22 protein-coding genes are annotated in these 24,083 nt (G+C 66.9%); 12 read left to right on the forward strand and 10 right to left on the reverse strand.

All coding sequences use genetic code 11. The features are described from left to right. Window positions 1–9: 9 nt before the first annotated feature. Window positions 10–1,800, forward strand: a complete 1,791-nt coding sequence (locus ACFPUZ_RS02505; protein WP_376999550.1) for a flavin-containing monooxygenase — start codon at window positions 10–12, stop codon at window positions 1,798–1,800. A gap of 237 nt (window positions 1,801–2,037) precedes the next feature. Here ACFPUZ_RS02505 and ACFPUZ_RS02510 read toward each other — a convergent pair whose 3' ends face one another. Then, a complete protein-coding gene (locus tag ACFPUZ_RS02510; protein ID WP_376999552.1) occupies window positions 2,038–3,030 on the reverse strand; it encodes a bile acid:sodium symporter family protein in 993 nt (330 codons plus the stop codon). Between the two features lie 119 nt (window positions 3,031–3,149). Further along, complete coding sequence (locus tag ACFPUZ_RS02515) at window positions 3,150–4,370, reverse strand: alpha/beta fold hydrolase (protein WP_376999554.1); 1,221 nt, start codon at window positions 4,368–4,370, stop codon at window positions 3,150–3,152. Between the two features lie 19 nt (window positions 4,371–4,389). Between ACFPUZ_RS02515 and ACFPUZ_RS02520 the strand changes: the two genes are divergently transcribed. Beyond that, the gene (locus ACFPUZ_RS02520; RefSeq protein ID WP_376999556.1) at window positions 4,390–5,154 is read left to right on the forward strand and encodes an aldose epimerase family protein; all 765 of its coding nucleotides are present in this window, start codon (window positions 4,390–4,392) and stop codon (window positions 5,152–5,154) included. A gap of 17 nt (window positions 5,155–5,171) precedes the next feature. On the opposite strand, the gene ACFPUZ_RS02525 is transcribed toward ACFPUZ_RS02520, so the two are convergent. Next, entirely contained in the window at window positions 5,172–6,506 is a 1,335-nt protein-coding gene (locus tag ACFPUZ_RS02525) for a YeeE/YedE thiosulfate transporter family protein (protein WP_376999964.1), read from the reverse strand. A gap of 116 nt (window positions 6,507–6,622) precedes the next feature. Between ACFPUZ_RS02525 and ACFPUZ_RS02530 the strand changes: the two genes are divergently transcribed. Together ACFPUZ_RS02530 and ACFPUZ_RS02535 are read left to right on the forward strand one after the other, a co-directional pair. After that, on the forward strand, window positions 6,623–8,278 hold the full coding sequence (locus tag ACFPUZ_RS02530; protein ID WP_376999558.1) for an FUSC family protein: 1,656 nt from the start codon (window positions 6,623–6,625) through the stop codon (window positions 8,276–8,278). Next, window positions 8,271–9,872, forward strand: coding sequence for an FUSC family protein (locus tag ACFPUZ_RS02535; RefSeq protein ID WP_376999559.1), 1,602 nt, complete (start codon window positions 8,271–8,273; stop codon window positions 9,870–9,872). Before ACFPUZ_RS02530 ends, ACFPUZ_RS02535 begins: the two co-directional genes overlap by 8 nt. On the opposite strand, the gene ACFPUZ_RS02540 is transcribed toward ACFPUZ_RS02535, so the two are convergent. After that, window positions 9,865–10,431, reverse strand: coding sequence for a metallophosphoesterase (locus tag ACFPUZ_RS02540; RefSeq protein WP_376999561.1), 567 nt, complete (start codon window positions 10,429–10,431; stop codon window positions 9,865–9,867). The two genes, ACFPUZ_RS02535 and ACFPUZ_RS02540, sit on opposite strands and share 8 nt — an antisense overlap. Then, window positions 10,428–11,042 carry a DsbA family oxidoreductase gene (locus ACFPUZ_RS02545; RefSeq protein ID WP_376999563.1) on the reverse strand — a complete coding sequence of 205 codons (615 nt, stop codon included), beginning with the start codon at window positions 11,040–11,042 and terminating at the stop codon, window positions 10,428–10,430. Before ACFPUZ_RS02545 ends, ACFPUZ_RS02540 begins: the two co-directional genes overlap by 4 nt. A 204-nt stretch (window positions 11,043–11,246) precedes the next feature. Between ACFPUZ_RS02545 and ACFPUZ_RS02550 the strand changes: the two genes are divergently transcribed. Continuing rightward, entirely contained in the window at window positions 11,247–13,112 is a 1,866-nt protein-coding gene (locus tag ACFPUZ_RS02550; protein WP_376999565.1) for a BCCT family transporter, read from the forward strand. Here the strand turns inward: ACFPUZ_RS02550 and ACFPUZ_RS02555 are convergent. Continuing rightward, the gene (locus tag ACFPUZ_RS02555) at window positions 13,088–13,549 is read right to left on the reverse strand and encodes a hypothetical protein (protein ID WP_376999567.1); all 462 of its coding nucleotides are present in this window, start codon (window positions 13,547–13,549) and stop codon (window positions 13,088–13,090) included. The two genes, ACFPUZ_RS02550 and ACFPUZ_RS02555, sit on opposite strands and share 25 nt — an antisense overlap. A 154-nt stretch (window positions 13,550–13,703) precedes the next feature. On the opposite strand from ACFPUZ_RS02555, the gene ACFPUZ_RS02560 reads away from it, so the two are divergent. The 3 genes from ACFPUZ_RS02560 to ACFPUZ_RS02570 are packed head-to-tail and all read left to right on the forward strand — an operon-like array spanning window position 13,704 to window position 16,587. After that, entirely contained in the window at window positions 13,704–14,654 is a 951-nt protein-coding gene (locus ACFPUZ_RS02560) for a hypothetical protein (RefSeq protein ID WP_376999569.1), read from the forward strand. Between the two features lie 28 nt (window positions 14,655–14,682). Beyond that, the gene (locus ACFPUZ_RS02565) at window positions 14,683–15,387 is read left to right on the forward strand and encodes a YoaK family protein (RefSeq protein WP_376999571.1); all 705 of its coding nucleotides are present in this window, start codon (window positions 14,683–14,685) and stop codon (window positions 15,385–15,387) included. Between the two features lie 27 nt (window positions 15,388–15,414). Next, window positions 15,415–16,587, forward strand: a complete 1,173-nt coding sequence (locus tag ACFPUZ_RS02570; RefSeq protein ID WP_376999573.1) for an alpha/beta hydrolase — start codon at window positions 15,415–15,417, stop codon at window positions 16,585–16,587. Here the strand turns inward: ACFPUZ_RS02570 and ACFPUZ_RS02575 are convergent. Next, complete coding sequence (locus tag ACFPUZ_RS02575; protein WP_376999575.1) at window positions 16,568–17,500, reverse strand: AraC family transcriptional regulator; 933 nt, start codon at window positions 17,498–17,500, stop codon at window positions 16,568–16,570. The two genes, ACFPUZ_RS02570 and ACFPUZ_RS02575, sit on opposite strands and share 20 nt — an antisense overlap. A gap of 137 nt (window positions 17,501–17,637) precedes the next feature. Between ACFPUZ_RS02575 and ACFPUZ_RS02580 the strand changes: the two genes are divergently transcribed. After that, window positions 17,638–18,219: a flavin reductase family protein gene (locus ACFPUZ_RS02580; RefSeq protein ID WP_376999577.1), complete on the forward strand. Its 582-nt coding sequence runs from the start codon at window positions 17,638–17,640 to the stop codon at window positions 18,217–18,219. Between the two features lie 10 nt (window positions 18,220–18,229). Then, window positions 18,230–19,816 carry a 4-hydroxyphenylacetate 3-hydroxylase family protein gene (locus ACFPUZ_RS02585; protein ID WP_376999579.1) on the forward strand — a complete coding sequence of 529 codons (1,587 nt, stop codon included), beginning with the start codon at window positions 18,230–18,232 and terminating at the stop codon, window positions 19,814–19,816. Between the two features lie 55 nt (window positions 19,817–19,871). On the opposite strand, the gene lepA is transcribed toward ACFPUZ_RS02585, so the two are convergent. After that, a complete protein-coding gene (gene lepA / locus ACFPUZ_RS02590; RefSeq protein ID WP_376999581.1) occupies window positions 19,872–21,719 on the reverse strand; it encodes a translation elongation factor 4 in 1,848 nt (615 codons plus the stop codon). 130 nt (window positions 21,720–21,849) lie between these two features. Between lepA and ACFPUZ_RS02595 the strand changes: the two genes are divergently transcribed. Next, a complete protein-coding gene (locus ACFPUZ_RS02595) occupies window positions 21,850–22,434 on the forward strand; it encodes a type II toxin-antitoxin system PemK/MazF family toxin (RefSeq protein ID WP_376999583.1) in 585 nt (194 codons plus the stop codon). 200 nt (window positions 22,435–22,634) lie between these two features. After that, window positions 22,635–22,898 carry a 30S ribosomal protein S20 gene (gene rpsT, locus ACFPUZ_RS02600; RefSeq protein ID WP_376999585.1) on the forward strand — a complete coding sequence of 88 codons (264 nt, stop codon included), beginning with the start codon at window positions 22,635–22,637 and terminating at the stop codon, window positions 22,896–22,898. 148 nt (window positions 22,899–23,046) lie between these two features. Here the strand turns inward: rpsT and ACFPUZ_RS02605 are convergent, their stop codons facing one another. After that, the gene (locus tag ACFPUZ_RS02605) at window positions 23,047–23,694 is read right to left on the reverse strand and encodes a LysE family translocator (RefSeq protein ID WP_376999587.1); all 648 of its coding nucleotides are present in this window, start codon (window positions 23,692–23,694) and stop codon (window positions 23,047–23,049) included. Next, a complete protein-coding gene (locus tag ACFPUZ_RS02610) occupies window positions 23,691–24,080 on the reverse strand; it encodes an ankyrin repeat domain-containing protein (RefSeq protein WP_376999589.1) in 390 nt (129 codons plus the stop codon). Before ACFPUZ_RS02610 ends, ACFPUZ_RS02605 begins: the two co-directional genes overlap by 4 nt. Between the last annotated feature and the right edge of the window lie 3 nt (window positions 24,081–24,083).

The following is a 24,083-nucleotide window of genomic DNA, read 5'->3' on the forward strand; positions in this document are numbered from 1 at the left end:
GGAGGCTGTATGACGCCCACTGCCCGAGCCCAAGAATGGTTGCGGAAGCTGGAGGAAGCGACCGCGACCCCGTCCGCGGACATCCTGCGGGAAATCTTCGAGCCGGACTCATTCTGGCGTGACCTCACCGCGATTAGCTGGAACATCACCACGGCCGAGGGAATCGACGAAATCGTCAACATGGTGGAGGAAACTCACCCAGCTAGTCACTTGTCCAACTTTGTGGTGAGCGAGGAGCCCGCCGATGAGGGAAACGGAGTGAGTCGTGTGTCTTTCACGTTCGACTCCGCAAACTTCCACGGCAAGGGCATCGTCCGACTCCGCGACGGTCGCGCCTGGACCCTGCTCACTTCTGCGCAGGAACTGATCGAGTATCCGGAGCCGAAGGGTCGACGCCGCGCGATGGGAGCGGAACACGGCGAAAAGACTGATACCCGTAACTGGCTGGACAGGAGGTCCGACCGCCAGGCGACCCTCGGATCGACCGAACAACCGTATGTCCTCATTGTCGGCGGTGGCCAAGGGGGCATTGCCCTCGGTGCTCGTCTGAAGCGGCTCGGAGTCCCCACTCTCATCGTGGACAAGGCCGACCGTCCCGGGGATCAATGGCGCTCGCGATACTACTCCCTCTGCTTGCATGATCCAGTCTGGTACGACCACCTCCCCTATCTTCCGTTCCCTGACGACTGGCCGGTCTTCACTCCGAAGGACAAGATGGGTGACTGGCTCGAGCACTACGTCGGCATCATGGACCTCGACTACTGGACGAACTCTGAGTGTGTGCAGGCGTCCTACGACCAGAACTCGGCGACCTGGACAGTAGAAGTGAAGCGGGATGGAGAGGTAGTCACTTTGCAGCCGTCCCACCTGGTACTCGCCACAGGAATGTCGGGTGTTCCAAATCGACCTCACCTCCCAGGCGAAGAGAAATTCCGGGGAGAGATCCGCCACTCCTCCGAGCACCCCGGCGGAGAAGGTGACAAGGGAAAGAACGTCATCATCCTGGGCGCCAACAACTCAGCCCACGACATCGCGGCCGATCTCTACGAAAACGGCGCCTATCCTGTGATGATCCAACGCTCGTCCACTCACATTGTGAAGTCGGATTCCCTGATGCGAGAAGTTTTCGGCCCACTGTATTCCGAGGATGCAGTCGAAGCAGGCATCGATGTTGACACTGCCGACCTGCTCTTCGCATCGTGGCCGTACCGACTCCTGCCCGACGTTCAAAGGCCCGTGTTCGAGAAGATCCGCGAAGACGACCGTGAATTCTATGACAAATTGAGTAGCGCTGGATTCCTTCTCGATTTCGGCGACGATGACTCGGGCCTGTTCCTCAAGTATCTTCGTCGTGGTTCGGGTTACTACATCGACGTGGGTGCCTCGGAGCTCGTCGCCGATGGAAAGATACCGGTGCGATCAGGAGTCAGCATTGACCACGTCACCGACAACTCGGTGGTCCTCACCGACGGCACGGAACTGCCAGCCGATGTGATTGTCCTCGCCACCGGTTACGGTTCCATGAACGGTTGGGCTGCCCAGCTCATCAGCCCAGAGGTCGCAAATGAGGTCGGCCGCTGCTGGGGCTTGGGGTCTGACACCACCAAGGATCCGGGCCCATGGGAGGGAGAGCTGCGGAACATGTGGAAGCCAACACAGGTTGAGGGCCTGTGGTTCCACGGCGGGAACCTCCACCAATCTCGCCACTACTCTCGCTACCTCGCCCTGCAATTGAAGGCACGCTACGAGGGAATGGACACTCCCGTCTACGCCCTCGCTTCCGTTCACCACACGGGTTAAGAAATCAGCGAAGGACCGGGTGCACACCGCACCCGGTCCTTTTCTTGTGCCACTATCCCCCGTACACCTGGGTGAGGATACCCGGGTGGAGGACTCTTTCCTCGGAGACCTCGAAGACTCCGAGTTCCGTGGCGAGTCGATCGAATTCCGTGACTTCTGTCGTGGACAGACTCACATGCTCACGATTGCCCTGCATTCGCACCTCCGGTCGACGTGTTACGCCATACTGTAGCCCGTCTAGGAGACGGACACCTTATCTTCAACATCCGTGGCGGTTTTTTGTTCCTCATCCAGCGGGAAGCGACGGGCGATCGAGGCGTAGACGGCCCCGGTGATGTTGTGCAGGACGGCGGCGACGGCACCCGGCAGGGCCGCCTCGGGGCTGAAGAACTTCGCGGACATGCCCGATGCCAGGCCGGCGGACTGGGTGCCCACCTCCACCGCCATGGTGCGGTTGTTGGACTCGGGCAGGCGGAAGAGCTTGCCGGTGAGGTAGCCGAGCACGTAGCCGAAGATGTTGTGCAGCAGGACGGCGACGAAGACGATCATGCCGACGGCGGCGAGACGCTCGGTGTTGTTGGCCACCGTGGGGAAGACGACGCCGCCGATGCCGAGGATCGAGATCCACGGCAGAACCGGGGAGATCAGGCCGATCCACTTGTCCAGGAAGTAGCGCAGGACGAGGCCGCCGATGACGGGCAGGAGGACGGTCTGCACGAGGGTGAGCGCCATGCCGGCGCCGTCGACCTCGGTGCGCTGGTTGGCCAGCGCCAGCATGAGCATGGGGGTGACGATGGGCGAGAGCAGCGTCGATACGGAGGTCATCGCCACGGACAGGGCGACATCGCCCTTGGCCAGGAAAGTGATGACGTTGGAGGACGTGCCGCCCGGCACCGAGCCGAGCATGAGCAGGCCGACGGCCAGGGCCTCGTTGAGCCCGAGCATGCGGGCGACGATAATCGCCGCGGCCGGCATGATGACGAACTGGGCGACCACGCCCAGCAGGATGGCCCAGGGACGGCGGGCGATCTCCTGGAAGTCGGGGATCGTCAAGGTCAGGCCCATGCCGAACATGATGATCATGAGGAAGTACGTGATGTACTGCGACCACGGCTGGAACGGCGCCGGGAAGAGGAAGGCCAGCGCGGTGCCGAGGAGAATGAACAGGGGGAAGGCGGTCACCGCGATGGCGGCGGAACGGTCCTCGCGGGAGCGGAACACGGCAGACATGAGTCCTCCAGTGACAATCGTGACTTTGAGGTGAGGTCTCCCGTCAGCAGCTTGTGACCGATGCCAGAAGATATGTAGATATGTCGCGGCGGGTATGCGCTGAAGACACTATAAGAAACTCATGATCGCACCATGTCCATGAGGTGCCGGAGAATGCGGGCTCCGTCGACCCGCAGCCCGTTGTGCTGGTACTCGGCCGTCTCCCAGACGCGCAGGTCGCGGAAGTGGGCCGCGGTGTCGAGGGAGAGCTCGCGGGGGACGAAGATGTCGTCGCGGTAGACGGCCGCCGCGCACACGGCGCTCGCCTCCCCCAGCGCCGCCGCGTCGTACTGCTCCTCCCAGTCGTGCCCCGCCAGCTCCTCCGCAGCCGACCGGAAGGCATGGAGGGCGGGGTCCTCCTCGAAAAGCCACGGGTAGATGTGCTCACCGGTGAGGTAGAAGGGCTCAGCAGAGCGTGGATCGAGATGTTCGCCGAAGCCCTCGCTTTCTGCGCGGACGCGGTGCGCCGCCCACGCAGGCGCCCCGGGGTAGATCGTCTCGTGGATCGCGGCACAGAGAGGGGCCGACTCAAAGGAGAGCATCCCGGACAGGGAGGCCAATGTGTCGCCACGGAGGCGCTTCTCGCCGCGGAGGTGGTGGAAGGGGGCGTCGAGAAGCACGGCGAGTGTCTCGAAACCCGCGCCGCGACCCAACTCGATGCCGATGGTGCGGAAGCGCCGGGAGCTCAGGCGCTCACCCGTGGGCAGGCGCTCGTCGGAGTTGTCCAGGTGGTGGCAGATCTCGCGGATGCGGCTCTCGGCGAAGGGTACGACGTCGTAGAAGCGCTGGTGGCGGGCAGCGAGCTTGGCGTAGGTGGCGCGGTAGACCTCATCGGCAGCCCCGAATCCCGGCAGCCCGCCGGTGATGTAGGCGTAGCGGATGGCGTCCGGGTGCTGCGAGAGATAGGTGGTGATGCAGAAACCGCCGAAGGACTGCCCGAGCACGTCCCAGCGCTCGATGCCCAGCTGCACACGGAAGGCCTCGGCGTCGGCGACGATGTCGCTGGCGCGGAGGCGGGAGAGGTGGGCGGCGTCGAGAAGCGCGAGATCGCCGTGGCGATCGAGACGGGTGGAACGCCCGGTTCCGCGCTGGTCGAGGAGGAACACGCGGTAGTGACCCAACGCCTCCCGGAGCCAGCCATCGAGGGGCACATGTCCGGGATAGCCGGGGCCGCCCTGGAGGAAGAGCAGCGGGGGCAGCGTGTCGTCGGTGGAGAGTTCGCGGCAGAACACCTCGATGGTCTCGCCGGGCACCCAGGGGGCGCGGAGGGTGTGGTCGCGGACAGTGACGGAGCCGTACATTCCACCTACTTTAGAGGGTATGGATGATCTCCTCACCGCCGGCCGGCTGTGCATGAGCCCCGCCGGAGCCCACCTGACCAGCGCCGACACCGACCTGGGAGAGTTGTTCTACCTCTCGTCGACCACCGGGTTCCCCATCCGGGGCGGCATCCCGATCATCGCCCCGGCCTTCGCCGACCTCTTGCCGAACCAGCCCCGCCACGGCTTCGCGCGTACGTCCGACTGGCGGGTGACCACCGACGGCCGGGGTTTTTCCGCGACGCTCGTCAACGAAGGGCTGCACTTCGACCTCGCGGTACAGGAGCTCAGCGAAGGTGTGCGCCTCAGCCTCAGCCTCAGCGTGCGCAATGAATCCGGCTCCCCCCGCACCGTGCAGCTCGGCTTCCACCCCTATTTCCGGGTCGGTCACGTGGAGAAGGTCAGCGTCCACGGCCTGGAAGGCGTGGACGCTGTCGATCGGGTCAGCGCCGCCGCGAGTGCGCAGGAAGGCGCGGTGACGGTCACCGGACCTTACGACCGCATCTTCCGCGCGTCCCGCACCGCAGTTATCGACGACCCGGAACTGGGCCGCCGGATCACCGTGACGGCCGAGGGCGCCGACTCCACCGTCGTGTGGAACCCCGGCGCGGAGGCCGCGGCGTCCATGGCGGACGTCGGCGCGGGCGAGTGGGCGGACTTCCTCTGCGTGGAGCCCGCCTTGCTCGGTGCTGACCTGCAGGGCATCGAGCTTGCCGACGGCGCGTCGCGCGAGCTCGCCATGACGGTCACCGTCGAGAAGCTCTAAGCCGAAGCGGGTGGGCGTCAGCCCTTCCGGATGGTGATCTGCCAGGAGGCGTCGCCGGTGGCGTGGAAGTCGGTGACGTCGTGGCCGTTGTTCGCGGCCCACTGCGGGATGGTCTCGGTGCCCTGGGTGCAGTCGAAGTCGATGACCAGCTCTTCCCCGGTGTCGAGGGTGCCCAGGACGTCCCGGGTCTCGATGAGCGGGAAGGGGCACACGGCACCCATCTGGTCGAGGGCGTAGCGCCCCTCCTCCAGCTGGCGGGCCTTGGCGACACGCGGAGCGGTCTGCAGAGCGACGGCGCCGGTGGCGACCTGGAAGGTCGGGGCCGGGGTGAGGACCCGGTCCTCGGCGGAGCGGACGGGGGCGGCGGCCGGCTTGAGCCAGATCTTCGCGCCGACGCCGACGCCGAGGGCGATGAACAGCAGGGCGATCCAGCCCTGGTAGCTGAACAGTGCCGTCTGGACCATGCCGTTGCCGACGGTGCAGCCGCCGGCCAGTGCGGCGCCGACACCCATCATGGTGCCGCCGACGATGGCGCGGGTGGCGGTGGTGGCGTCCGGGACACGCAGGCGGAACTCGCCGGTGGCCTTGGCTGCGGCGAAGGCGCCGATGAACAGGCCGAGGACGAGCATGACTCCCCAGTCGATGCGCTCGAGGTCACCGGTGGTGATGAAGGTGGCCAGGTTCGCGGTGGGGGTGGTGATGCCCAGGCCGGAGTTGCGGCCGGCGGCGGCGGAGAGCGGCCAGGCGATGACGCCGATGAGTCCGACGAGCGCACCGGCGGTGTAGAGGTGCAGGGGGCGCTTCCAGAAGGGCACGTCGAGCGTGGCGGCCTTCTTCTCCGTGGCCAGGTAGTGGCGGGCGGCCAGGGCGGTGCCGATGGCCAGCGGGATGGCGAAGAACCAGGCGGAGACACCGAAGGTGGCGGGCAGGGTGGTCAACTCGGTGTCGACGGACTTCATGCCGACGTTGAGCCAGCTGAGCGCGCCGGTGTTCATGGCGGCGGCGGAGAGCGCGTAGAAGACCAGCGCGAACCACGAGCCGATGAGTCCCTCCGCGGAGCGGAACCAGGTGCCGGAGGCGCAGCCGCCGGCGAGGATGATGCCCAGGCCGAAGACGAAGCCGCCGACGATGACGGCGAGGGGCGCGAAGGTGTTGTAGCTGGGGGTGATGACGCCCAGGCTGGTCAGCGCCGCGATGCCGAGGGCGTGCACGGAGATGACGATGAACAGCGCCACCGTGGTGCGCCAGGTCTTCTGGAGGAAGATGTCGCGGAGCATGCCCGTGACACAGAACCGTCCGCGTTGCATGACGATGCCGAGGACTGCGCCCACGGCCAGACCGGTGAGGATCATGGATCCGCCTTTCATGTGATGATTTCCTTAGACAGCAAGGTACATCATGCCGAACCGGTCTGTCTAGTCAGGATGTACCGGCCAGTACCGTTCCGCCAGGGACTATCCTGATTTCCATGATGGAGACACCCCCGCCGCGTCCCAGCGCCTGGCAGCTGTTCACGGCCTTCCACGCGCCGGGCCCCCGCTGGCCCGGCGCGCTGCGGGCGGGACTGGCGATGGGACTGCCGGGAACGGTGGCCCTGCTTCTCGGTTTCGAGGCGGAGCTGTTGCTCATCGCCGCCGGATCCTTCACCGTCATCCACGGCGAGGGCTACGCCTACCGCGCCCGCTGGCGGGTCCTGCTCACCGCCGGCGCCCTCTTCGCGACGGGCGCGGTCGCCGGTTCCTTCGTCGGCACGGTCGTGTGGGGCCAGATCGAGGCCGGTGCCACCCGCTGGTGGCTGCTGCTCACCGTCGCCTTCGCCACCACCATCGCGGGCACCGGAGTGTTCATCGCCAACGCACTCCGCCTGCCACCGCCCGGCCCGTGGTTCATCCTCCTCGTCACCGGCGCCTCGACGATGACGTACCGCCTGGGGCTCAACCCGGTGGAGGTCGGGGCGTGGGCGCTGGTGGGTGTGGGCAGCTCGCTCCTGGTGAGCATGACCCCCGCCCTGTTCAACCCGCGCGGCCCGGAGACGCGCGCCGTCGCCGTGCTCGAGGAGTCGGTGGCGGACATGCAGGGCGAGGTCAGCGTCGAGAAGCTCCACCAGGCGCAGACCGCCCTCACCCACGCCTGGTTCACCCTCGCCGACGCCGGCGCCATCTACGCGGGGCGCATCAACGACACCTCGGGGCTCGCCGAACGCACCCTCGCCGCGCAGGCCCGGCTCGTCGGCACGGACAACCGGGCGGTGGACGAGCTCTCCGATGCGAAGAACTACATCGACGTCGACCGGGTGAAGGTGCCGCACACGCGGCCGTCGATAAGCTACCGCCTGTACCGGTCCGTCCATCCGCACAGCCACGCCATGATGACGGCCACGCGCGTCGTGCTGGCCTGCCTCGGGGCCGGGGTGCTGTCCATCGCGCTGGGTTTCAACCGGCCGGACTGGGCGATCGTGTCCGCGCTGCTCATCCTGCAGTGGGGGCCGGACAAGGTGCCCGGGACCATCCGCGGGGTCCACCGCCTGCTCGGTTCCGTCCTCGGCGTCTGCCTCTTCGGCGCCCTCTATCTTCTCGACGTCCACGCGTGGACCCTCATGCTCGCCCTGTCGGTGTGCCTGTTCTTCTCCGAGATCTTCGTGGTGCGCAACTACGCGGTCGCCGTCATCTTCACCACGCCCGTCGCCCTCATGCTCGGCGGTGGACTGACCCAACCCCTGGGCCAGACGATGCGGGAGCGGGTCATCGAGATTCTCTTCTCCGTCGTCTTCGCCCTCGTCCTCCTGTGGCTCTACCGTCCGAACGCCGAGCCCGCCCACCATCTGCGGCTGCAGGAACGCTGCCGCCGCACCATGGAATCGCTCCTCGGCGCCCTGCTCACCGGCACCCCCGACGAAGCGCTGGAACAACGCCGCGACCTGCAGTACGAGCTGCTCAGCGAGCGCCGCGCCGCCCAGTCCCTGGCCCGCAACAACCCGCAGACCGCCCACGAGCGTTGGGCCGAGCACCTCGCCCTGCAACGCGCCGGCTACGCCCTGCTCGACTGGTGCGCCGCCGAGCCGGACACCCGGCTCCCGCTGGGCGACATCCAGTCCCTGGCGGAGAGAATCGAGCACCATGCCTGAGCCGCTGCCCACCAGCCCGCGCTTCTGGGACCTGTTCCTCGCCAGCCCCTCCCCCGGCCGGCGGTGGCCCGGCGCGCTCCGGGCGGCCCTGGCGTTGGCGATCCCCGGCAGCATCGCACTCCTGCTCGGCTACGACGCCGAGATGCTGCTCATCGCGGCCGGCGGATTCACCGTCATCTACGGCGAGGGGCACCCCACCCGCACCCGCTGGCGCGTCCTCACGCTGGCCGCCCTCCTCCTGGTCTCCGGCTCGGTGGCCGGCGCCTTCGTCGGTTCCGTCGTGTGGGCGCAGGACAACCACTGGTGGCTGCTGCTCACCGCCCTGTTCATCGCCAGCGCGGCCGCGCTCGGCGCCTTCGTGCAGAACGCACTGCGACTACCCCCGCCGGGCTGCTTCTTCATCATCATGGTCACCGGCGGTGCCACCATGGTCGCCCGCCTCGGGCTCGACCCGCTCGAGGTCGGCGCCTGGGCGAGCGTCGGCGCGCTGAGCGGCTTCTTCCTTGGCCTGCTCCCCCGCCGCACCCCGGAGATCGACGCCGTGCGCGCCCTGGAGAAGGCGGTCACGGACTTCGCCGCCGGGGAGCCCAGCGTCGCCCGGCTCCATCAGGCCCGCACCCTGCTCACGCAGGCGTGGGACACGCTGGCCGACGCCGGGGCCATCCGCGCCGGACGCATCATCGACAACTCCCGCGCCGACCTCGTCACCCGCACCCTTGCCGCCCACCGGAAGCTCGCGGCCCTCAACTCGCCGGAACTCGACCCGGGTATGGCGCGGACGGTGATCCCGCACACGCGGGCGTCGATAAGCTACCGCCTCTACCGCTCCCTCCACGCCCACAGCCACGCGACGGTGACGGCGCTGCGCGTCTTCGCCGCCGCGCTCGGCGCCGGGGCGCTGGGCATCATCCTCGGTTTCGACCGTCCCGACTGGGCGATCGTCTCGGCCCTGCTCATCCTGCAGTGGGGGCCGGACCGGCTGCCCGGCACCATCCGTGGCCTGCACCGACTGCTCGGTTCCTTCCTGGGGATCGGCCTGTTCGCGCTGCTCTACCTCGCGGACCTCAACGTGTGGGGGCTGCTGCTCGCCCTGGCGGTGTGCCAGTTCTGTGCCGAGATCTTCGTGGTGCGCAACTACATGCTGTGCGTCCTCGTCACCACCCCGCTGGCGCTCATGATGGGCAACGCCTTGGCCCTGCCACTGGGCGAGACGATCGCCGCGCGCACCATCGAGGTGCTGCTCTCGGTCGTCTTCGCCCTCGCCCTCCTGTGGATCGCCCCGCGCGACGCCGCGCAGCACGCGCGCCTCATGGAGGACACCCGCGAGACCCTGCACACCCTGCTGGGCACCCTGCTGACCGCCACCCCCGACCAGGCGCTCCCCCAGCGCCGTGATCTCCAGTTCGAGCTGCTCAGCGAGCGTCGCGCCGCGCAGTCCCTCGCACTCAACCACCCCGCCGTAGCCTCCGCGCGCTGGGCGGAGCACCTGGCCCTGCAGGCCACCGGTTACGCACTGCTCGACCGCTGTCAGGCGCAGCCGGACACGCGGCTGCCGCTCGGTGACATCCAGGCCGTCGCCGAACGCCTCAGCTGAACAGCACCCGCTGCACCTCCGCCTGCCGGACGGGCTGCAGCCCCCAGGCGTCCTGCCCGACGTCGACCAGACCCGGCCCCGTGTCCGGGTCCCGCGAATGCAGGTGACCATGGACGATGAACTCGGAGTGCAGGCGCACCTCATCGTGGCGGGAGGGCATCCCCGGATGATCCATGCCCGGGCGCGGGAAGTGGTTGAGATAGACGGTGCGCCCCTCCCACTTGAGCTTCTGATAGGCCTGCACCGAATGGAACACGTCGAGGAACATCCGCTGCGTCTTGTGCGCGGAACGGTGGATCGGATGGCACGAGTCGTGGTTGCCCGGGGTCAGATGCATCTCCAGGTGCGCGCCATGCACCTTGAGCAGCTGCAACGCGCGCCGCTCCTCCTCCGAGGAGCCCCGGGAGAGATCGCCGAGGATCCACAGGCGGTCGCCCTTCGGCAGGTCGCGGATCCCCTCCAGCACCGCCTCGTCGTGCTTATCGACGTCATCGAAGCCCCGCAGCCGGGCCACGAAACTGTGCCCCAGGTGGAGGTCGGAGGTGAGCCAGACGTTCACAGCTGCTCCATTGCCTGTGTGAACACCTCGACCGGCTGTGCCCCGGATACCGCCAGTTTCCCGTCGAAGACGAAGAAGGGCACTCCCTGGACGCCGATCTGCCGGGCCAGAGCGATGTCCTCGTCCACCTCCGCGGCAAAGACGGTCTCGTCGGCGAGGATCTCGCGGGCGTCGAGCCCCACCTCAGCGGCGAGGGCGCGCAGCTGCGCGTGGTCCGCGATGTTGCCCCCTTCCGTGAAGTAGGCGCGCTTGACCCGTTCATCCCACTCGGCGCCCCGGCCGTTCTCGCGGGCCAGGATGCCGATACGGTGGGCGTCCCGCGTGTTCACCATCTGCGATTCCCGCCAGTTGAACTCCAGCCCGACCTCGGCGGCGCGGGCGGCGAGGCCGTCGTTCATGGCCACCACCTGCTCCTCGCTCATCCCCTTGACGCGGGTGAGGTACTCCAGCGCCGGGCCCGTCGACTCCTGCGGGGCGTCGGGGTCGAGCTGGAAACTCCGCCACACGATCTCCACGTCCTCCCGGCCCGCGAGCTCCAGCGCCCGGGCCAGGTGCCGCTCACCCAGCGTGCAGAAGGGGCAGACATAGTCGGACCAGATGTCGATTCTCATGATCCCAACGTTAGCCATCCCTCACGCGGTGCGCGTCGAGGGGCGGGGTGAGCTTCTCGACGCCCCGCCCGCGCCCGGCATGTGGGAGGCACACTTTCAGCCTGTCAGTACATCCGCGGCTTGCCCTGCGCCACAGGAACTCCAATAATAAGGATTCCCTGATGTCAGAAGGCCTGGAAACAGGCTGAGGAAAGGTAGACACCTGTGTCGCCCCAGCCCGATCCCAGAGCCCGCTCGTTGTCACCGCAGTACCCGCACGACCTCCACCCCGGCCTCGTGCGGGGCATCGACGTCGACGACCAACGCAACCGCTTCGGACTCGACCGGACCGTCTTCACCGTCACCGCCGTGGCAGTGGTCTCCTTCATCGTCTGGGGCGTCCTGGCCCCGGAGTCGGTGTCGACAGCCTCGGCCACGGCCTTCGACTGGGCGATCGTCAACGCCGGATGGCTTCTCAACATCGCCATGACGCTCGGCCTGGTGGTCATGCTCTACATCGGCTTTTCCCGCCTGGGCCGCATCCGGCTGGGCACCGACGACGCCGAGCCCGAGTACAGCCGCTTCTCCTGGGTGGCCATGATGTTCGGCGCCGGCATCGGCGTGGGCATCTTCTTCTACGGCCCTTCCGAACCGCTCGCCTATTTCCTGTCCCCGCCGCCGCACACCGTGGAGGCGGGGACCGCGGCGGCCGTCCACCAGGCCGTCGCCCAGGCACATTTCCACTGGGGGCTCACTCCGTGGGCCATGTACTCCCTGGTCGGAGGTGCCATCGCCTACTCCTCGTATCGACGCGGCCGCGTCCCCCTCATCTCCTCGGTATTCAAACCGCTCTTCGGCTCCCGCAGTACCGATGGGATCGTCGGCAAGATCATTGACATGGCGGCGATCATCGCCACGCTCTTCGGCACGGCCGCCACCCTGGGGTTGTCTGCAGTGCAGATCGGGCAGGGGGTGGAGATCGTCTCCGGAGCCGGGCCGCTGAGCAACAGTGCACTGCTCATCATCATTGCGATCCTGTCGGTGGGCTTCATCGTCTCGGCGGTGTCAGGCGTGGCGCGGGGCATCCGTTGGCTGTCGAACATCAACATCACCCTCACCCTCGGGCTCGTGGCCTTCGTCTTCCTGTTCGGCCCCACCCTGTTCCTTTTCAACCTCATCCCCTCCGGCGTCGCCGTCTACCTCGACGAGTTCCTGCCGATGGTCTCGAAGTCCCTGTCCTGGGGTGCGGAGACGGTGGAGTTCCAGGGCTGGTGGACGTCCTTCTATTGGGCATGGTGGATTGCGTGGACCCCGTTCGTCGGGATGTTCATCGCGAAAATCTCCCGCGGCCGCACTCTGCGCGAGTTTGTCCTGGTCACCATGGTGGCGCCGACGGCAATCCTCATCCTGGCGTTCACCGTCTTCGGCGGTACCGCCGTGCGCCTGAGCCAGGAGGGCGTCGTGGGTTTCGACGGCTCCGCCTCACCGCAGCAGGTGCTCTTCGACATGTTCGATCACCTGCCGTTGGCGCAGGTCACTCCGTTCCTCCTCATGGGCGTGCTGGCGATCTTCTTCGTCACCTCCGCCGACTCCGCGTCAATCGTCATGGGCACGATGTCCTCGCGCGGTAAGCCCTCCCCGGGCAAGCCCATCGTCGTGTTCTGGGGACTGTGCATGATGGGCGTCGCGGTGGTCATGCTGCTGGCCGGCGGCGCGACAACGCTCACCGCCCTGCAGAATCTCACCATCCTCATCGCCTTGCCGTTCTCGGTGGTCCTGCTGGCGATGATGGTGGCCTTCATCAAGGATCTACGCACTGATCCGGCCGCGATCCGCCGCACCTACGCCCGCACGGCTGTCGAGAATGCGGTGGTCCGCGGGCTCGAGGAGCACGGGGACGATTTCGAGCTCACCGTCGCCCCTGCCCCGGACGGGCGCGGCGCGGGTGCGGACTTCGACTCGACCTCGGAGAAAGTCACGGAGTGGTACCAACGCACCGACGAAGACGGCAACGCGGTCGACTACGACTACGAGACCGGCGAATGGGCCGACGGCTGGACCGACGATCAGCCGACGGAGTCTCCGGGCTGACAGATCGCGAGCTTGTCGACGATCTCCCGCGGTACCCCGTCCTTCGCCACACGGTCCTGCAGGAAGCAGGACCGGGTCATCCCGCTGCTGGTGGTGCCGTCGCCGACATACTCAACCCATTCCCCACCGATGTTGCGGGTTACCCACACATTGCCTGACTGGCTGCGCCCCACGTAGGCCCATTCCTCGTCGCAGTACATGACGGTGATGGGTATGTCGTCGGCGAACATGCCCGGCGCGCACATGTCGACCGCAGGTGATGCGGGCTCCGGGGAGGAGGTGGGGGTATGGGCAACCGGGGTGGTGGGTTCAGGGGTTGATTCCGCCACCACGGTGGTCATGGTCACGACAGTCGGCTCTTCCGGTGCCTGTCCTCCGCAGGCGACGAGCAGGGCCGTGGATGCGATGACGAGGAAACGTCGATAGTGAGCGCTCATGAGTCTCAGACTAGAAGCGCCGCGCCACTCGCGACCGCTTTTCGGGGAACACTCCCCGACACAAAGGGGTAACGGCACCTTCACAATCCTTTACTCCTTCACACATCTCACCTAGCCTGTGACCTAGGTAACAGATATGGAAGGAGGGGGCGTCATGGACCTCAAACTTCAGGCCCGCACCGTGCAGTTCACCGTCGAACTCGTCCGCGCCATGCCCCACCTGAGCGTCAGCCAGGCCGTGTCGGCCGCCATGCAGATGTCGGAGTCCATGGAGCTGCCACGGGTGGAGGATTTCGGTTCCCTCATCACCCTGGTCAACGGTCTCCAGCTGCGCCCCGCCTTCGAATGGGAACTCTTCGGCTACGAGCCCACTGAGCATGCACTGCCGATCCGCCTCGAAGTCCCCCACGAACCGGGGCGTGACCAGCGCATCCACTTCGAGGACCACTACCTGTCCACCCACACCCGGCGCGTCCACCCCCCGGGCGTCCATCTGCCGGACTACCGGGACGCGGTCGGCGGCTGGCGCAAGCGCCTCGGCTACGCCACCCGCCCCTCCCTCGAATACACCGCTTTCACCTCCGCGGCCGCCAACCGGAAGATCCCGCTGCGCCGCGTCGAGATGCTGGGCAACCTGTGGAAGATCGGGGCCGTCGCCACGTGGGAGAACGACCGTGACGGCGAGACCTCCTGGTGCCACGTCGGCCAGCACCCGCTGCCGGGTGAAACTCCGCACCCGGAGATGACCGAGCATGACGCCTGGTACCGCCTGCGCATCCATCCGGAGATCGGGCGCGACGTCATCGTCGAGATCGCCCGCTGCCTGGCGGAGATCCACCTGGGGTACGTCGAGAAGCTGTGGGGCACGCCCCCGAGCGAGGGCGCCCAGCGGGGGCCGGAGTCGGAGGCCGCCGCCTACATCGCCCTGGAGCGTCTGTGGATTCCGCAGCGCAGCCGACGCACCGACTGGTTCAAGCGCTACACCGCCGGGGAGCCGATGCCGGCGGAGTTCCGCTGGAACGCAGTGTTCCGCGCCGCCGAGCAGGTGGAGGACCTGCTGCGTGGCGACACCTCCCCGGTCACCGCCTATGCTGGAGGACAGTAGGTCTCAACCCCTTATTTAAGGAGCGGTGGTGCAGAAGTACACCGCCGGTGAGCAGAATCTGGCGGTGAGCTTCGCGTTCATCGCCGGTTTCGTGGACTCCATCGGCTTCCTCTTCCTCGGCGGCGTGTTCCTGTCCTTCATGTCAGGCAATACGACGCGTATCGCCACTGCCGCCGTCGACGGCAACCCCGATCTCGCCTGGCTGGCAGGCTCGGCCGTGGTCTTCTTCCTCCTCGGGGTCATGGAGGGCGCCCTGGTCCGCCGGTTGGCGAAACAGCGCGTGCGACCGGACCAGGTCCGCGAGGTGGTCATGGTCAACATGTGCGTCCTGTTCACCCTCGCCGCCGTGGCCGTGCTCCTCGGCGCGCCGCGTACCGCCATCATCATCGCCTCCCTGGGCATCGGTTCGATGAACTCGATCTTCGAGCGGGAGGGCGAGGTGTCCATCCCGCTCACCTACATGACGGGCACGCTGGTGAAGATGGGGCAGCGCTTCGTCGACGCCTTCTTCGGGGGTACCCACGCGGCGTGGCTGGGGCACCTCAAGATGTGGGGCGGGCTCACCCTCGGAGCCTTCACCGGCGCGCTCGTCTACCGCTGGTGGGACATCCATTCGCTCATTGCGGTGGCGCTGCTCACGTGGGCGATCACCGGGTTCGCGCTGTTGTGGCGGATGTGGGGGCGTCGGCACGCGGTCGGATCTGTGGTGAGAGTGTCTGTAGATCCCTTCTGAGTCTGCTGGGACGGTAGTGTCATAAGCATGAACCGTCGACCCCTCCTCGCCCTGACCACGGCCGCCGCGCTCACCCTCCCCCTCGCCCCTGCCGCCCTTGCCATGGACGGCATGGATGGCTCTGCCCGTGAGGCCGCCTTCAGCTCCTTCGAAGACCCCGCCTCCTCCGGCTCCTCCCTCGACGCCGCGCTCAGCTCCCTCTCGCTCGTCGGCTCCTCGGAATGGGAGCTGCCGGCAGTGTGGCGCGACGTCGACTCGCGCTACCCCCTGCCCACCGACGACTCGATCACCCAGGTCAAGCTTATCGACGTCGCCGTCGAATCCGAGCGCCGCGAGCGCTGGACCGTCGCCTCCCCGGCCATGAAGCGCAACGTGGAGGTGCAGATCTGGCGCGCCGCCGACCGGAGCGTTCCCGCCCCGATGCTCTACATGCTCGACGGCATCGACGCGCCCCTGCCCAGCGGCTGGTTCGCCCCCGGCACCGTGCCCGCGGTCTTCGCCGAGGAGAACGTCACCCTCGTCATGCCCACCCAGGCGATCGCCTCGAACTACTCCGACTGGGTCAACGAGGATCCGGCCCTCGGCCGACACATGTGGGAGACCTTCATCGCCGAGGAACTGGCCCCGCTGCTGGAAAACCCCGCCCACGGGCTCAACTTCAACGGCAAGCGCGGCATCGGCGGGCTGTCCATGGGCGCCAACGGGGCCGTCCACCTGGCCAATGCCCGCCCGGACCTCTTCGACGGCGTCTTCGGCATCTCCGGCTGCTACTCGCCCATGAGCCGGGTCGGGCGCCAGATGGCCAGCTTCGTGGTCACCTCCCGTGGTGGCACCCTGGAGAACATGTGGGGCCCCTACGGCTCCCCGGAGTGGCGCCGACATGACACCACCCTCCACCCCGAAGGCCTGCGCCATCAGGCCGTCTACCTCTCCACCGGCAACGGCAACGCCTCCCCTGCGGAACGCGCCTTCTACGCTGATCACGATGCGGATACCGCGGCCGTCGGCGCGCTGCTGGAACGCGGCGTGCTCGACTGCACCCGGGAGCTCGACGACTCCCTGACCAAGGCAGGCATAAACCACCACAAGGTCCACTACAAGAACTCGGGCTCCCACAACTGGGTCCAGTTCAACGAGGAGCTGCAGCCGGCCTGGGAGCACATCCGTCCGGCGCTCGACGTTATTCCGGCGGCGTCCTAAGGGTGTGGCTGGGGGTTTCGCCGAAGCGGCGTCGATAAGCGGAGGAGAAGCGCCCCAGGTGGGCGACACCCCAGGTCAGGGCGATATCCGTCACGGTGACGCCGCTGGCGGGGTCCGCGGCGGCCAGTTCCTCATGGATGACCGAGAGCCGGATACCCCGCAGGTACTCCACCGGCCCGACGCCGTACTGCGCGCGGAAATCCCCCTGCAGGGTGCGCACGCCACAGCCGGCGACCTGCGCGATCTCCCCCACCGTCCACGGCCGGGCGGGATCTGATTCGAGGGCGTCGACGGCCCGGCGGAGGCGCACCGGGGAGGCGCTGGGCCCGGCGGGCGCGTGTTCGGCCAACACCAGCGCCAGCCCGGAGGCCAACGCCGCGGCGAGATTGCGGCGGAACAGGGGGTTGCCCGTCAAATGCCCCTCCCCGGCGATGACGCTCTGGCAGATGTCCTGCCACTCGCGGCCCGCGCCGGTGCTGAGGTCGACGACGGTCGGGGTGCTGGCGGTGGTCACGCCCGCCAACTCCAACTGGTTGCGCAGGTAGTCCGCGCCCATGCGGACGCCGAGCATGGTCACCTCCGCGCCCCACTGCGGGAAGGAAACGGGTGTGTCCGGCGGGCACACCACCGCCTGCCCCACCGCAGCCTGCCCGGGACCCCGCGAGCTGCGCACGCCCAGCCGGCCGCGCAGCGGGATGTTCACCGCGAAGGCGTCCGGGTGCTCCGTCTCCACGGTCACCGCCGCGCCCCAGTTGAGGCGGACGAGGGAGACCTCGCCGAGGTTGCGGCAGACCAGCCCGCACTCGCGGAGCAGCACCTGGGACTCCATGGTCACCGTGTGCGGGAAATAGTGCTCCTCCGTGACGCGGGACAGTTCCCGGAAGGACCGCGGTTTCGTGTCGCAGTCGCTCACGTTTCCACTCCTTAAGCTGCATCGTTTCGCTAAGCGGACAACCGTGCGCACAATGGATTTCCATGGTGATAGGGGCCGCCTACTGTCTTGATTGTGATCCCGATCATAGACACAGTCGACACGGAAAGGACACCCCCATGAATAAAACTGAGCCGCCACCCCCGTCCATTGCCGAGGGAAAGAAGCTGCGCAACATCTTCGGCCAGTTCGCCAGCGGGGTCACCGTGGTCACCACCACCTCCGCGGACGGCACCCCGCACGGCGCCACGGTCACCGCCTTCACGTCGATCTCGCTGGAGCCGCGCCTGTGCCAGGTCACCCTCACCCGCACCTCCAAGGCGTGCTCCATCCTCGCCGACAACACCTTCGCGGTGAACATCCTCGCCGCCGACCAGGACGACATCGCCCTCCACTTCGCGGGCCGCCCCCGCGAGGAACCGATCCGTTGGGGCGAGCACGACATCGCCCCCTCCCTGTGCGGCAACCTCGCCACCCTGTGGTGCCGGCCGTGGGCCCGCGTCGACGCCGGCGACCACATCATCTTCCTCGGCGAGATCGTCGACGCCGAGATCACCGAGGACCGCGACCCCCTCCTCTTCTTCCGCTCCACCTTCCACGACATCGGCCCCACCTCCCACGACGGCCTGTGGACCCACAGCGGAGACGACCCCCTCACCGGCTGGTTCGGCGCGAACGCCGACCTGCGACCCCTCACCTAGGAGAACCACCATGAGCATCTTCGACGGCACCACCAACCCCGCGGCCGACCATCCCGCCAACCAGAAGCAGAACTACGCCTCCCGCCCCATGACGGGCGACGAGTACATCGAGTCTCTTCGCGACGGTCGCGAGGTCTGGCTCCACGGCGACCGCGTCAAGGACGTCACCACCCACCCCGCCTTCCGCAACTCCATCCGCATGGTCGCCCGACTGTATGACGCCATGCACGTCGGCGAGCACGTCGACAAGCTCACCGTCCCCACCGACACCGGCAATGGCGGTGTCACGATGCCCTTCTTCAAGGCCCCCACCAGCACCGACGACCTGCTGCGCGAACGTGACGCCATCGCCACCTGGGCGAAGCTCACCTACGGCTGGATGGGCCGCAGCCCCGACTACAAGGCCTCCTTCCTGGGCACCCTCCACGCCAACCGCGACCTCTACGAGCCCTTCGGCGACAACGCCGAGCGCTGGTACCGCGAATCCCAGGAGAAGGTCCTCTACTGGAACCACGCCATCATCAACCCGCCCGTCGACCGCCAGCTCCCGCCCGACGAGGTCGGCGACGTGTACATGAAGGTGGAGAAGGAGACCGACGCCGGCCTCATCGTCTCCGGCGCCAAGGTCGTCGCCACCGGCTCCGCCATCACGAACTACAACTTCATCGCCCACTACGGACTGCCCATCAAGAAGAAGCAGTTCGCCCTCATCTGCACCGTCCCCATGGACGCCCCCGGCATCAAACTCATCTCCCGCGCCTCCTACGCGCAGAACGCCGCCGTCACCGGCACCCCCTTCGACTACCCGTTGTCCTCTCGCATGGACGAGAACGACGCCATCTTCATCTTCGACAAGGTCCTCGTCCCCTGGGAGAACGTCTTCATGTACGGGGATGTGGAGAAGATCAACGCCTTCTTCCCCCAGTCGGGCTTCCTCCCCCGCTTCACCTTCCAGGGCTGCACCCGCCTGGCCGTCAAGCTCGACTTCATCGCCGGCCTGCTCATGAAGGCCCTCGACGCCACCGGCTCCGGCGGCTTCCGCGGCGTGGAGACCCGCGTCGGCGAGGTCCTCGGCTGGCGCAACCTCTTCTGGTCACTGAGCGAATCCATGGCCCGCGACCCCGAGGAATGGAAGAACGGCACCCTCCTGCCCAAGCTCGAGTACGGCCTGACCTACCGCATGTTCATGATCCAGGGCTACCCGCGCATCAAGGAGATCATCGAGCAGGACGTCGCCTCCGGCCTCATCTACCTGCCGAGTTCCTCCGTCGACTTCCAGACCCCCGAGATCCGCCCCTACCTGGACAAGTACGTCCGCGGCTCCGACGGCATCACCGCCGTCGACCGCGTCAAGGTGATGAAGGCCCTGTGGGACTCCATCGGCTCCGAGTTCGGCGGACGACACGAACTCTACGAGCGCAACTACTCCGGCAACCACGAGAACGTCAAGCGTGAACTGCTGCTCGCCGCCAACAACCGTGGTTCGGCCGCCGAGATGCGCGGCTTCGCCGAACAGTTCATGTCCGAGTACGACCTCGACGGCTGGACCGTCCCCGACCTCATCTCCGGAGCGGACGTTTACGCCTACGGCAAGTAGAAAAAGCTGCTTATCGACGCCCCGTGTCACCGGGGCGTCGATAAGCAGCTTCTTTTTAGTCGCCGTCCGTCGACAGCGCGGCGACGAAGGCTTCCTGCGGCACGGAGACAGAACCGATGTTCTTCATGCGCTTCTTGCCGGCCTTCTGCTTCTCCAGGAGCTTGCGCTTTCGGGAGATGTCGCCGCCGTAGCACTTGGCCAGAACGTCCTTGCGCAGGGCGCGGATGTTCTCACGCGCGATGACCTTCGAGCCGATGGCGGCCTGGACGGGCACCTCGAACTGCTGACGCGGGATGAGCTCCTTGAGCTTCACCGTCATCTTGTTGCCGTACCACTGGGCGTTGTCCCTGTGGACGATCGCCGAGAAGGCGTCAACAGGCTCACCCTGCAGCAGAATGTCCACCTTGACCAGGTCCGCCGTCTGCTCGCCGTCCTCCTCGTAGTTGAGGGAGGCATAACCCTTGGTGCGGGACTTGAGCATGTCGAAGAAGTCGAAGATGATCTCACCGAGCGGCATGCGGTAGCGCAGCTCGACGCGGTCCTCGGACAGGTAGTCCATGTTCTTCATCTCACCGCGCTTGGACTGGCACAGCTCCATGGTGGAGCCGACGAACTCGCTGGGCACGATGATGGTGACGTTGACCATCGGCTCGTAGATCTCCTGCAGCTTGCCGCCCGGCCAGTCCGAGGGGTTGTGCACGTGGTGCTCGGTGCCGTCCTCCGCGATGACGCGGTAGTCCACCGACGGGGAGGTGGAGATGAGATCGAGGTCGAACTCGCGCTCCAGGCGGTCGCGGGTGATCTCCATGTGCAGCAGGCCGAGGAAGCCACAGCGGAAACCGAAGCCCAGGGCCACGGAGGTCTCCGGCTCCCAGGTGAGGGAGGCGTCGTTAAGCTGCAGCTTCTCCAGGGCCTCGCGCAGCGCCGGGAAATCGGCCTGGGAGATGGGGAACAGCCCCGAGTAGACCATCGGCTTCGGCTCGGCGTAGCCCTGCAGCGCCTCGGTGGCGCCCTTCTCCGCCCAGGTCACGGTGTCGCCGACCTTCGACTGACGCACGTCCTTCACACCGGTGATGAGGTAGCCGACCTCACCCGGGCCCAGGCCCGCGCACTTCTTCGGCGTCGGTGAAACGATACCGATCTCCAGGAGCTCATGGTGCGCGCCGGTGGACATCATCTTCAGGCGCTGGCGCGGGGTGAGCTTGCCGTCCATCATGCGGATGTAGGTGACCACGCCGCGGTAGGTGTCGTAGACGGAGTCGAAGATCATGGCGCGGGCGGGGGCGTCGGCACCGTGCGCGGAGGTCGGGGCCGGAATGAGCTCGACGACCTTGTCCAGCAGCTCCGGGACGCCCTGCCCGGTCTTACCGGACACGCGCAGCACGTCCTCCGGCTCACAGCCGATGATGTTGGCCACCTCGAGGGCGTACTTGTCCGGGTCCGCCGCCGGCAGGTCGATCTTGTTGAGGACCGGGATGATCTCCAGATTCTTGTCCATCGCCATGTAGAGGTTCGCCAGCGTCTGGGCTTCGATGCCCTGCGCGGCGTCGACCAGCAGGATCGCGCCCTCACACGCCTCAAGCGCTCGGGAGACCTCGTAGGTGAAGTCGACGTGGCCCGGGGTGTCGATCATCTGCATGACGATCTCCTGCCCCGCGTACTCACCCGTCTGCGGAACCCACGGCAGGCGCACGTTCTGCGCCTTGATGGTGATGCCACGCTCGCGCTCGATATCCATGTTGTCGAGGTACTGGTCACGCATGTCGCGGGCCTCGACGACGTTGGAGAGCTGCAGGATGCGGTCAGCCAGCGTCGACTTACCGTGGTCGATGTGGGCGATAATGCAGAAATTACGGATCCGGGCCGGATCGGTGAACGTCTGCTCCGCGAAGTTCTTCGGCATGTGAGGTGGGGCTTCCCTTCTGGTATGACTCCCCCACTCTACCGAACGCGCCCCCAATACTTAAGTGACCTGGATTCCCGACCGACACCCGCACTACACTGGTACGACAAAGAACCACCCGGGAGGAAACATGGGCAGCAACGGCAACGGTCGCGGCATCCACCACCCCGCGCTGCCCCGCCCCTCCCTCCTCGACCGCCTCCGCCAGGCCCTCATCGGACCAACGCACTCCCCCCTGGATTCCGGCCTGACCCGCATCAACGAACGCCTGGGGCTGCAGACCGACTTCCGCCCCGAAGTTGTCCGCGCCGCCGCCTCCGCCATCCGCGTCGAAGCCACCGAGCGCATGAGCCGCAACATCTACTACGCGCCCGACATGGACGGCCAGGCCGAACCCGGCGAGGTCGTGTGGATCTGGGCCCCCTCCGACGGCCCCGACATGCCACCGCGCGAACGCGCCATGCTTGTCGTCGGCCGCGACCGACACACCATCCTCGGCCTGCTCATCTCCCCCAATCCGCAGCACGCCGGGGCCGAATCCTGGCTCGACATCGGCGCCGGCGAATGGGATGCCTCCGGCCGCCAGTGCTGGATCCGCCTGGACCGCGTCCTCGAGGTCTCCGAGCAGGGCGTGCGCCGCCAGGGGGCGCTGTTCCCGCAGCGCCGTTTCGAGCGCATCGCCAACCGCCTGCGCAGCACCTATCGCTGGGGATAGGTATTTGGGTTCGCGCTGGTCGGGCTGGTAAGGTGCTGACCTGTTATTCACTTCCGGGCGCGCCGGTCGGGACGGACAGGACCTTGGGTCCGTTCTTCGAACACCGACGCCGAGTGATCACTGCAGGTCAGGCGATCACGGGACATGTCCGCTGGTGGGTTACCGACACCATTTTTCTTCGAGACCAAGAGGTATCTTTCATGGCAAACATCAAGTCCCAGATGAAGCGCAATCTCACCAACGAGAAGGCACGCGTCCGCAACCAGGCTGTCCGCTCCGCCGTCCGCACCGAGATCCGCAAGTTCCGCGAGACCATCGAGGCCGGCGACAAGGCTGCTGCCGAGGCTCAGCTGCGCACCGCTTGCCGCGCACTGGACAAGGCTGTGACCAAGGGCGTGTTCCACCGCAACAACGCCGCCAACAAGAAGTCCTCCATGGCCCTGGCTTTCAACAAGCTCGGCTAAGGCACTTCCTGTCGTTTCTGAGAGAACCGGTTCCCCGCGGGGAGCCGGTTTTTTCGTGCCCGGGTGAGTAACGGTTCGTGTGAGGCTGCGACATGGTGTCGGCGTCCTGGGGAAACGCAGACCAGATCAGGCCCCACACGAACGGTTGCTACGCCTGCAGGTCCTCCACCCCGTTGAACACCAACACAATTCCGGCGACGATGAAGAAAAGGCCGGAGATGATGTCGATCATCGGGCCCGCTCGCAGCAGCTTGCGGCGCATCGCCGGGGTGGACACGAGCAGCGCCATGCCCATCTGAAGGATGATCGCCGAAATCGACAACATCGCCACCACGCCGATCGCCAGTCCCACCGAGGGGGAGGCCGGCAGCAGCGGGGCGATGAGCGCGGAGAGGAACATCACGATCTTCGGGTTGGAGAGGTTGGTCGTCAGGCCGTGGAGGAAGGCGTGACGCAGGCGTCCGAGCCGGGCGGCGGCCTCCTCCAGGTCACCGGGCGGGTTCTTGCGCTCGCTCAATCCCCCGGACACCATGCCGTAGCCCATCCACACCAGCCAGGCACCGCCGATGAGCTGCAGAAATCCCAGCAGCGCCGGGAAAGCATTGAGCAGGGCCGCGAACCCGAGGACGGTGAGGGTGCACCAGAACAACACCCCGACCTGGATACCCAGCACGGTTGCCACGGCATGGCGCCGCGAGCGGATCGCCGTGCGGGTGATCAGCAGGATGTCAGGGCCTGGGGAGGCGGCCCCGGCGATGTTGAGGACGAGCAGCGCAGCCCACTGCGCCAGGCTCACTCCGAGGCGCCGAGCTTGACCAGTGCGTCGTGCATCTGGAACAGCCGGGCGGTCTCCACGGCAGAGGGGGCACCGGCGTGAGGGTCGGCACCCGCCGCGACGAGGACATCGACGACCTCGTCGTACTTCTTGAACACGGCACCCGCCAGGGGCGTCTGGCCGCGGTTGTTCTGCTTTTCCACGTCCGCCCCGCGCTCCACGAGGGCCCGCACGATAGTCACGTGGCCTGCGTAGGCGGCCAGCATGAGCAGGGTGTTGCCGTCCTGGTTGGCCAGGTCCGGGCTGACCCCGTTGTCGAGGTACTCGATCAGGGCCTCATCGCCGTTACGGGCCATGTCGAACAGTCGCGTAGCGAGCTCGCGCACGTCATCAGGAATCTCGGTCATGTA

It is taken from the genome of Corynebacterium nasicanis (genome assembly GCF_042658165.1).
GTDB lineage: Bacteria > Actinomycetota > Actinomycetes > Mycobacteriales > Mycobacteriaceae > Corynebacterium > Corynebacterium nasicanis.

Excerpts from the sequence above, each read along its gene's own strand:
- ACFPUZ_RS02505 (WP_376999550.1), top strand. The coding sequence starts at position 10 with ATGACGCCCACTGCCCGAGCCCAAGAATGGTTGCGGAAGCTGGAGGAA.
- ACFPUZ_RS02510 (WP_376999552.1), bottom strand. The coding sequence starts at position 3,030 with ATGTCTGCCGTGTTCCGCTCCCGCGAGGACCGTTCCGCCGCCATCGCG.
- ACFPUZ_RS02515 (WP_376999554.1), bottom strand. The coding sequence starts at position 4,370 with ATGTACGGCTCCGTCACTGTCCGCGACCACACCCTCCGCGCCCCCTGG.
- ACFPUZ_RS02520 (WP_376999556.1), top strand. The coding sequence starts at position 4,390 with ATGGATGATCTCCTCACCGCCGGCCGGCTGTGCATGAGCCCCGCCGGA.
- ACFPUZ_RS02525 (WP_376999964.1), bottom strand. The coding sequence starts at position 6,506 with ATGATCCTCACCGGTCTGGCCGTGGGCGCAGTCCTCGGCATCGTCATG.
- ACFPUZ_RS02530 (WP_376999558.1), top strand. The coding sequence starts at position 6,623 with ATGATGGAGACACCCCCGCCGCGTCCCAGCGCCTGGCAGCTGTTCACG.
- ACFPUZ_RS02535 (WP_376999559.1), top strand. The coding sequence starts at position 8,271 with ATGCCTGAGCCGCTGCCCACCAGCCCGCGCTTCTGGGACCTGTTCCTC.
- ACFPUZ_RS02545 (WP_376999563.1), bottom strand. The coding sequence starts at position 11,042 with ATGAGAATCGACATCTGGTCCGACTATGTCTGCCCCTTCTGCACGCTG.
- ACFPUZ_RS02555 (WP_376999567.1), bottom strand. The coding sequence starts at position 13,549 with ATGAGCGCTCACTATCGACGTTTCCTCGTCATCGCATCCACGGCCCTG.
- ACFPUZ_RS02560 (WP_376999569.1), top strand. The coding sequence starts at position 13,704 with ATGGACCTCAAACTTCAGGCCCGCACCGTGCAGTTCACCGTCGAACTC.
- ACFPUZ_RS02570 (WP_376999573.1), top strand. The coding sequence starts at position 15,415 with ATGAACCGTCGACCCCTCCTCGCCCTGACCACGGCCGCCGCGCTCACC.
- ACFPUZ_RS02580 (WP_376999577.1), top strand. The coding sequence starts at position 17,638 with ATGAATAAAACTGAGCCGCCACCCCCGTCCATTGCCGAGGGAAAGAAG.
- ACFPUZ_RS02585 (WP_376999579.1), top strand. The coding sequence starts at position 18,230 with ATGAGCATCTTCGACGGCACCACCAACCCCGCGGCCGACCATCCCGCC.
- lepA (WP_376999581.1), bottom strand. The coding sequence starts at position 21,719 with ATGCCGAAGAACTTCGCGGAGCAGACGTTCACCGATCCGGCCCGGATC.
- ACFPUZ_RS02595 (WP_376999583.1), top strand. The coding sequence starts at position 21,850 with ATGGGCAGCAACGGCAACGGTCGCGGCATCCACCACCCCGCGCTGCCC.
- rpsT (WP_376999585.1), top strand. The coding sequence starts at position 22,635 with ATGGCAAACATCAAGTCCCAGATGAAGCGCAATCTCACCAACGAGAAG.
- ACFPUZ_RS02610 (WP_376999589.1), bottom strand. The coding sequence starts at position 24,080 with ATGACCGAGATTCCTGATGACGTGCGCGAGCTCGCTACGCGACTGTTC.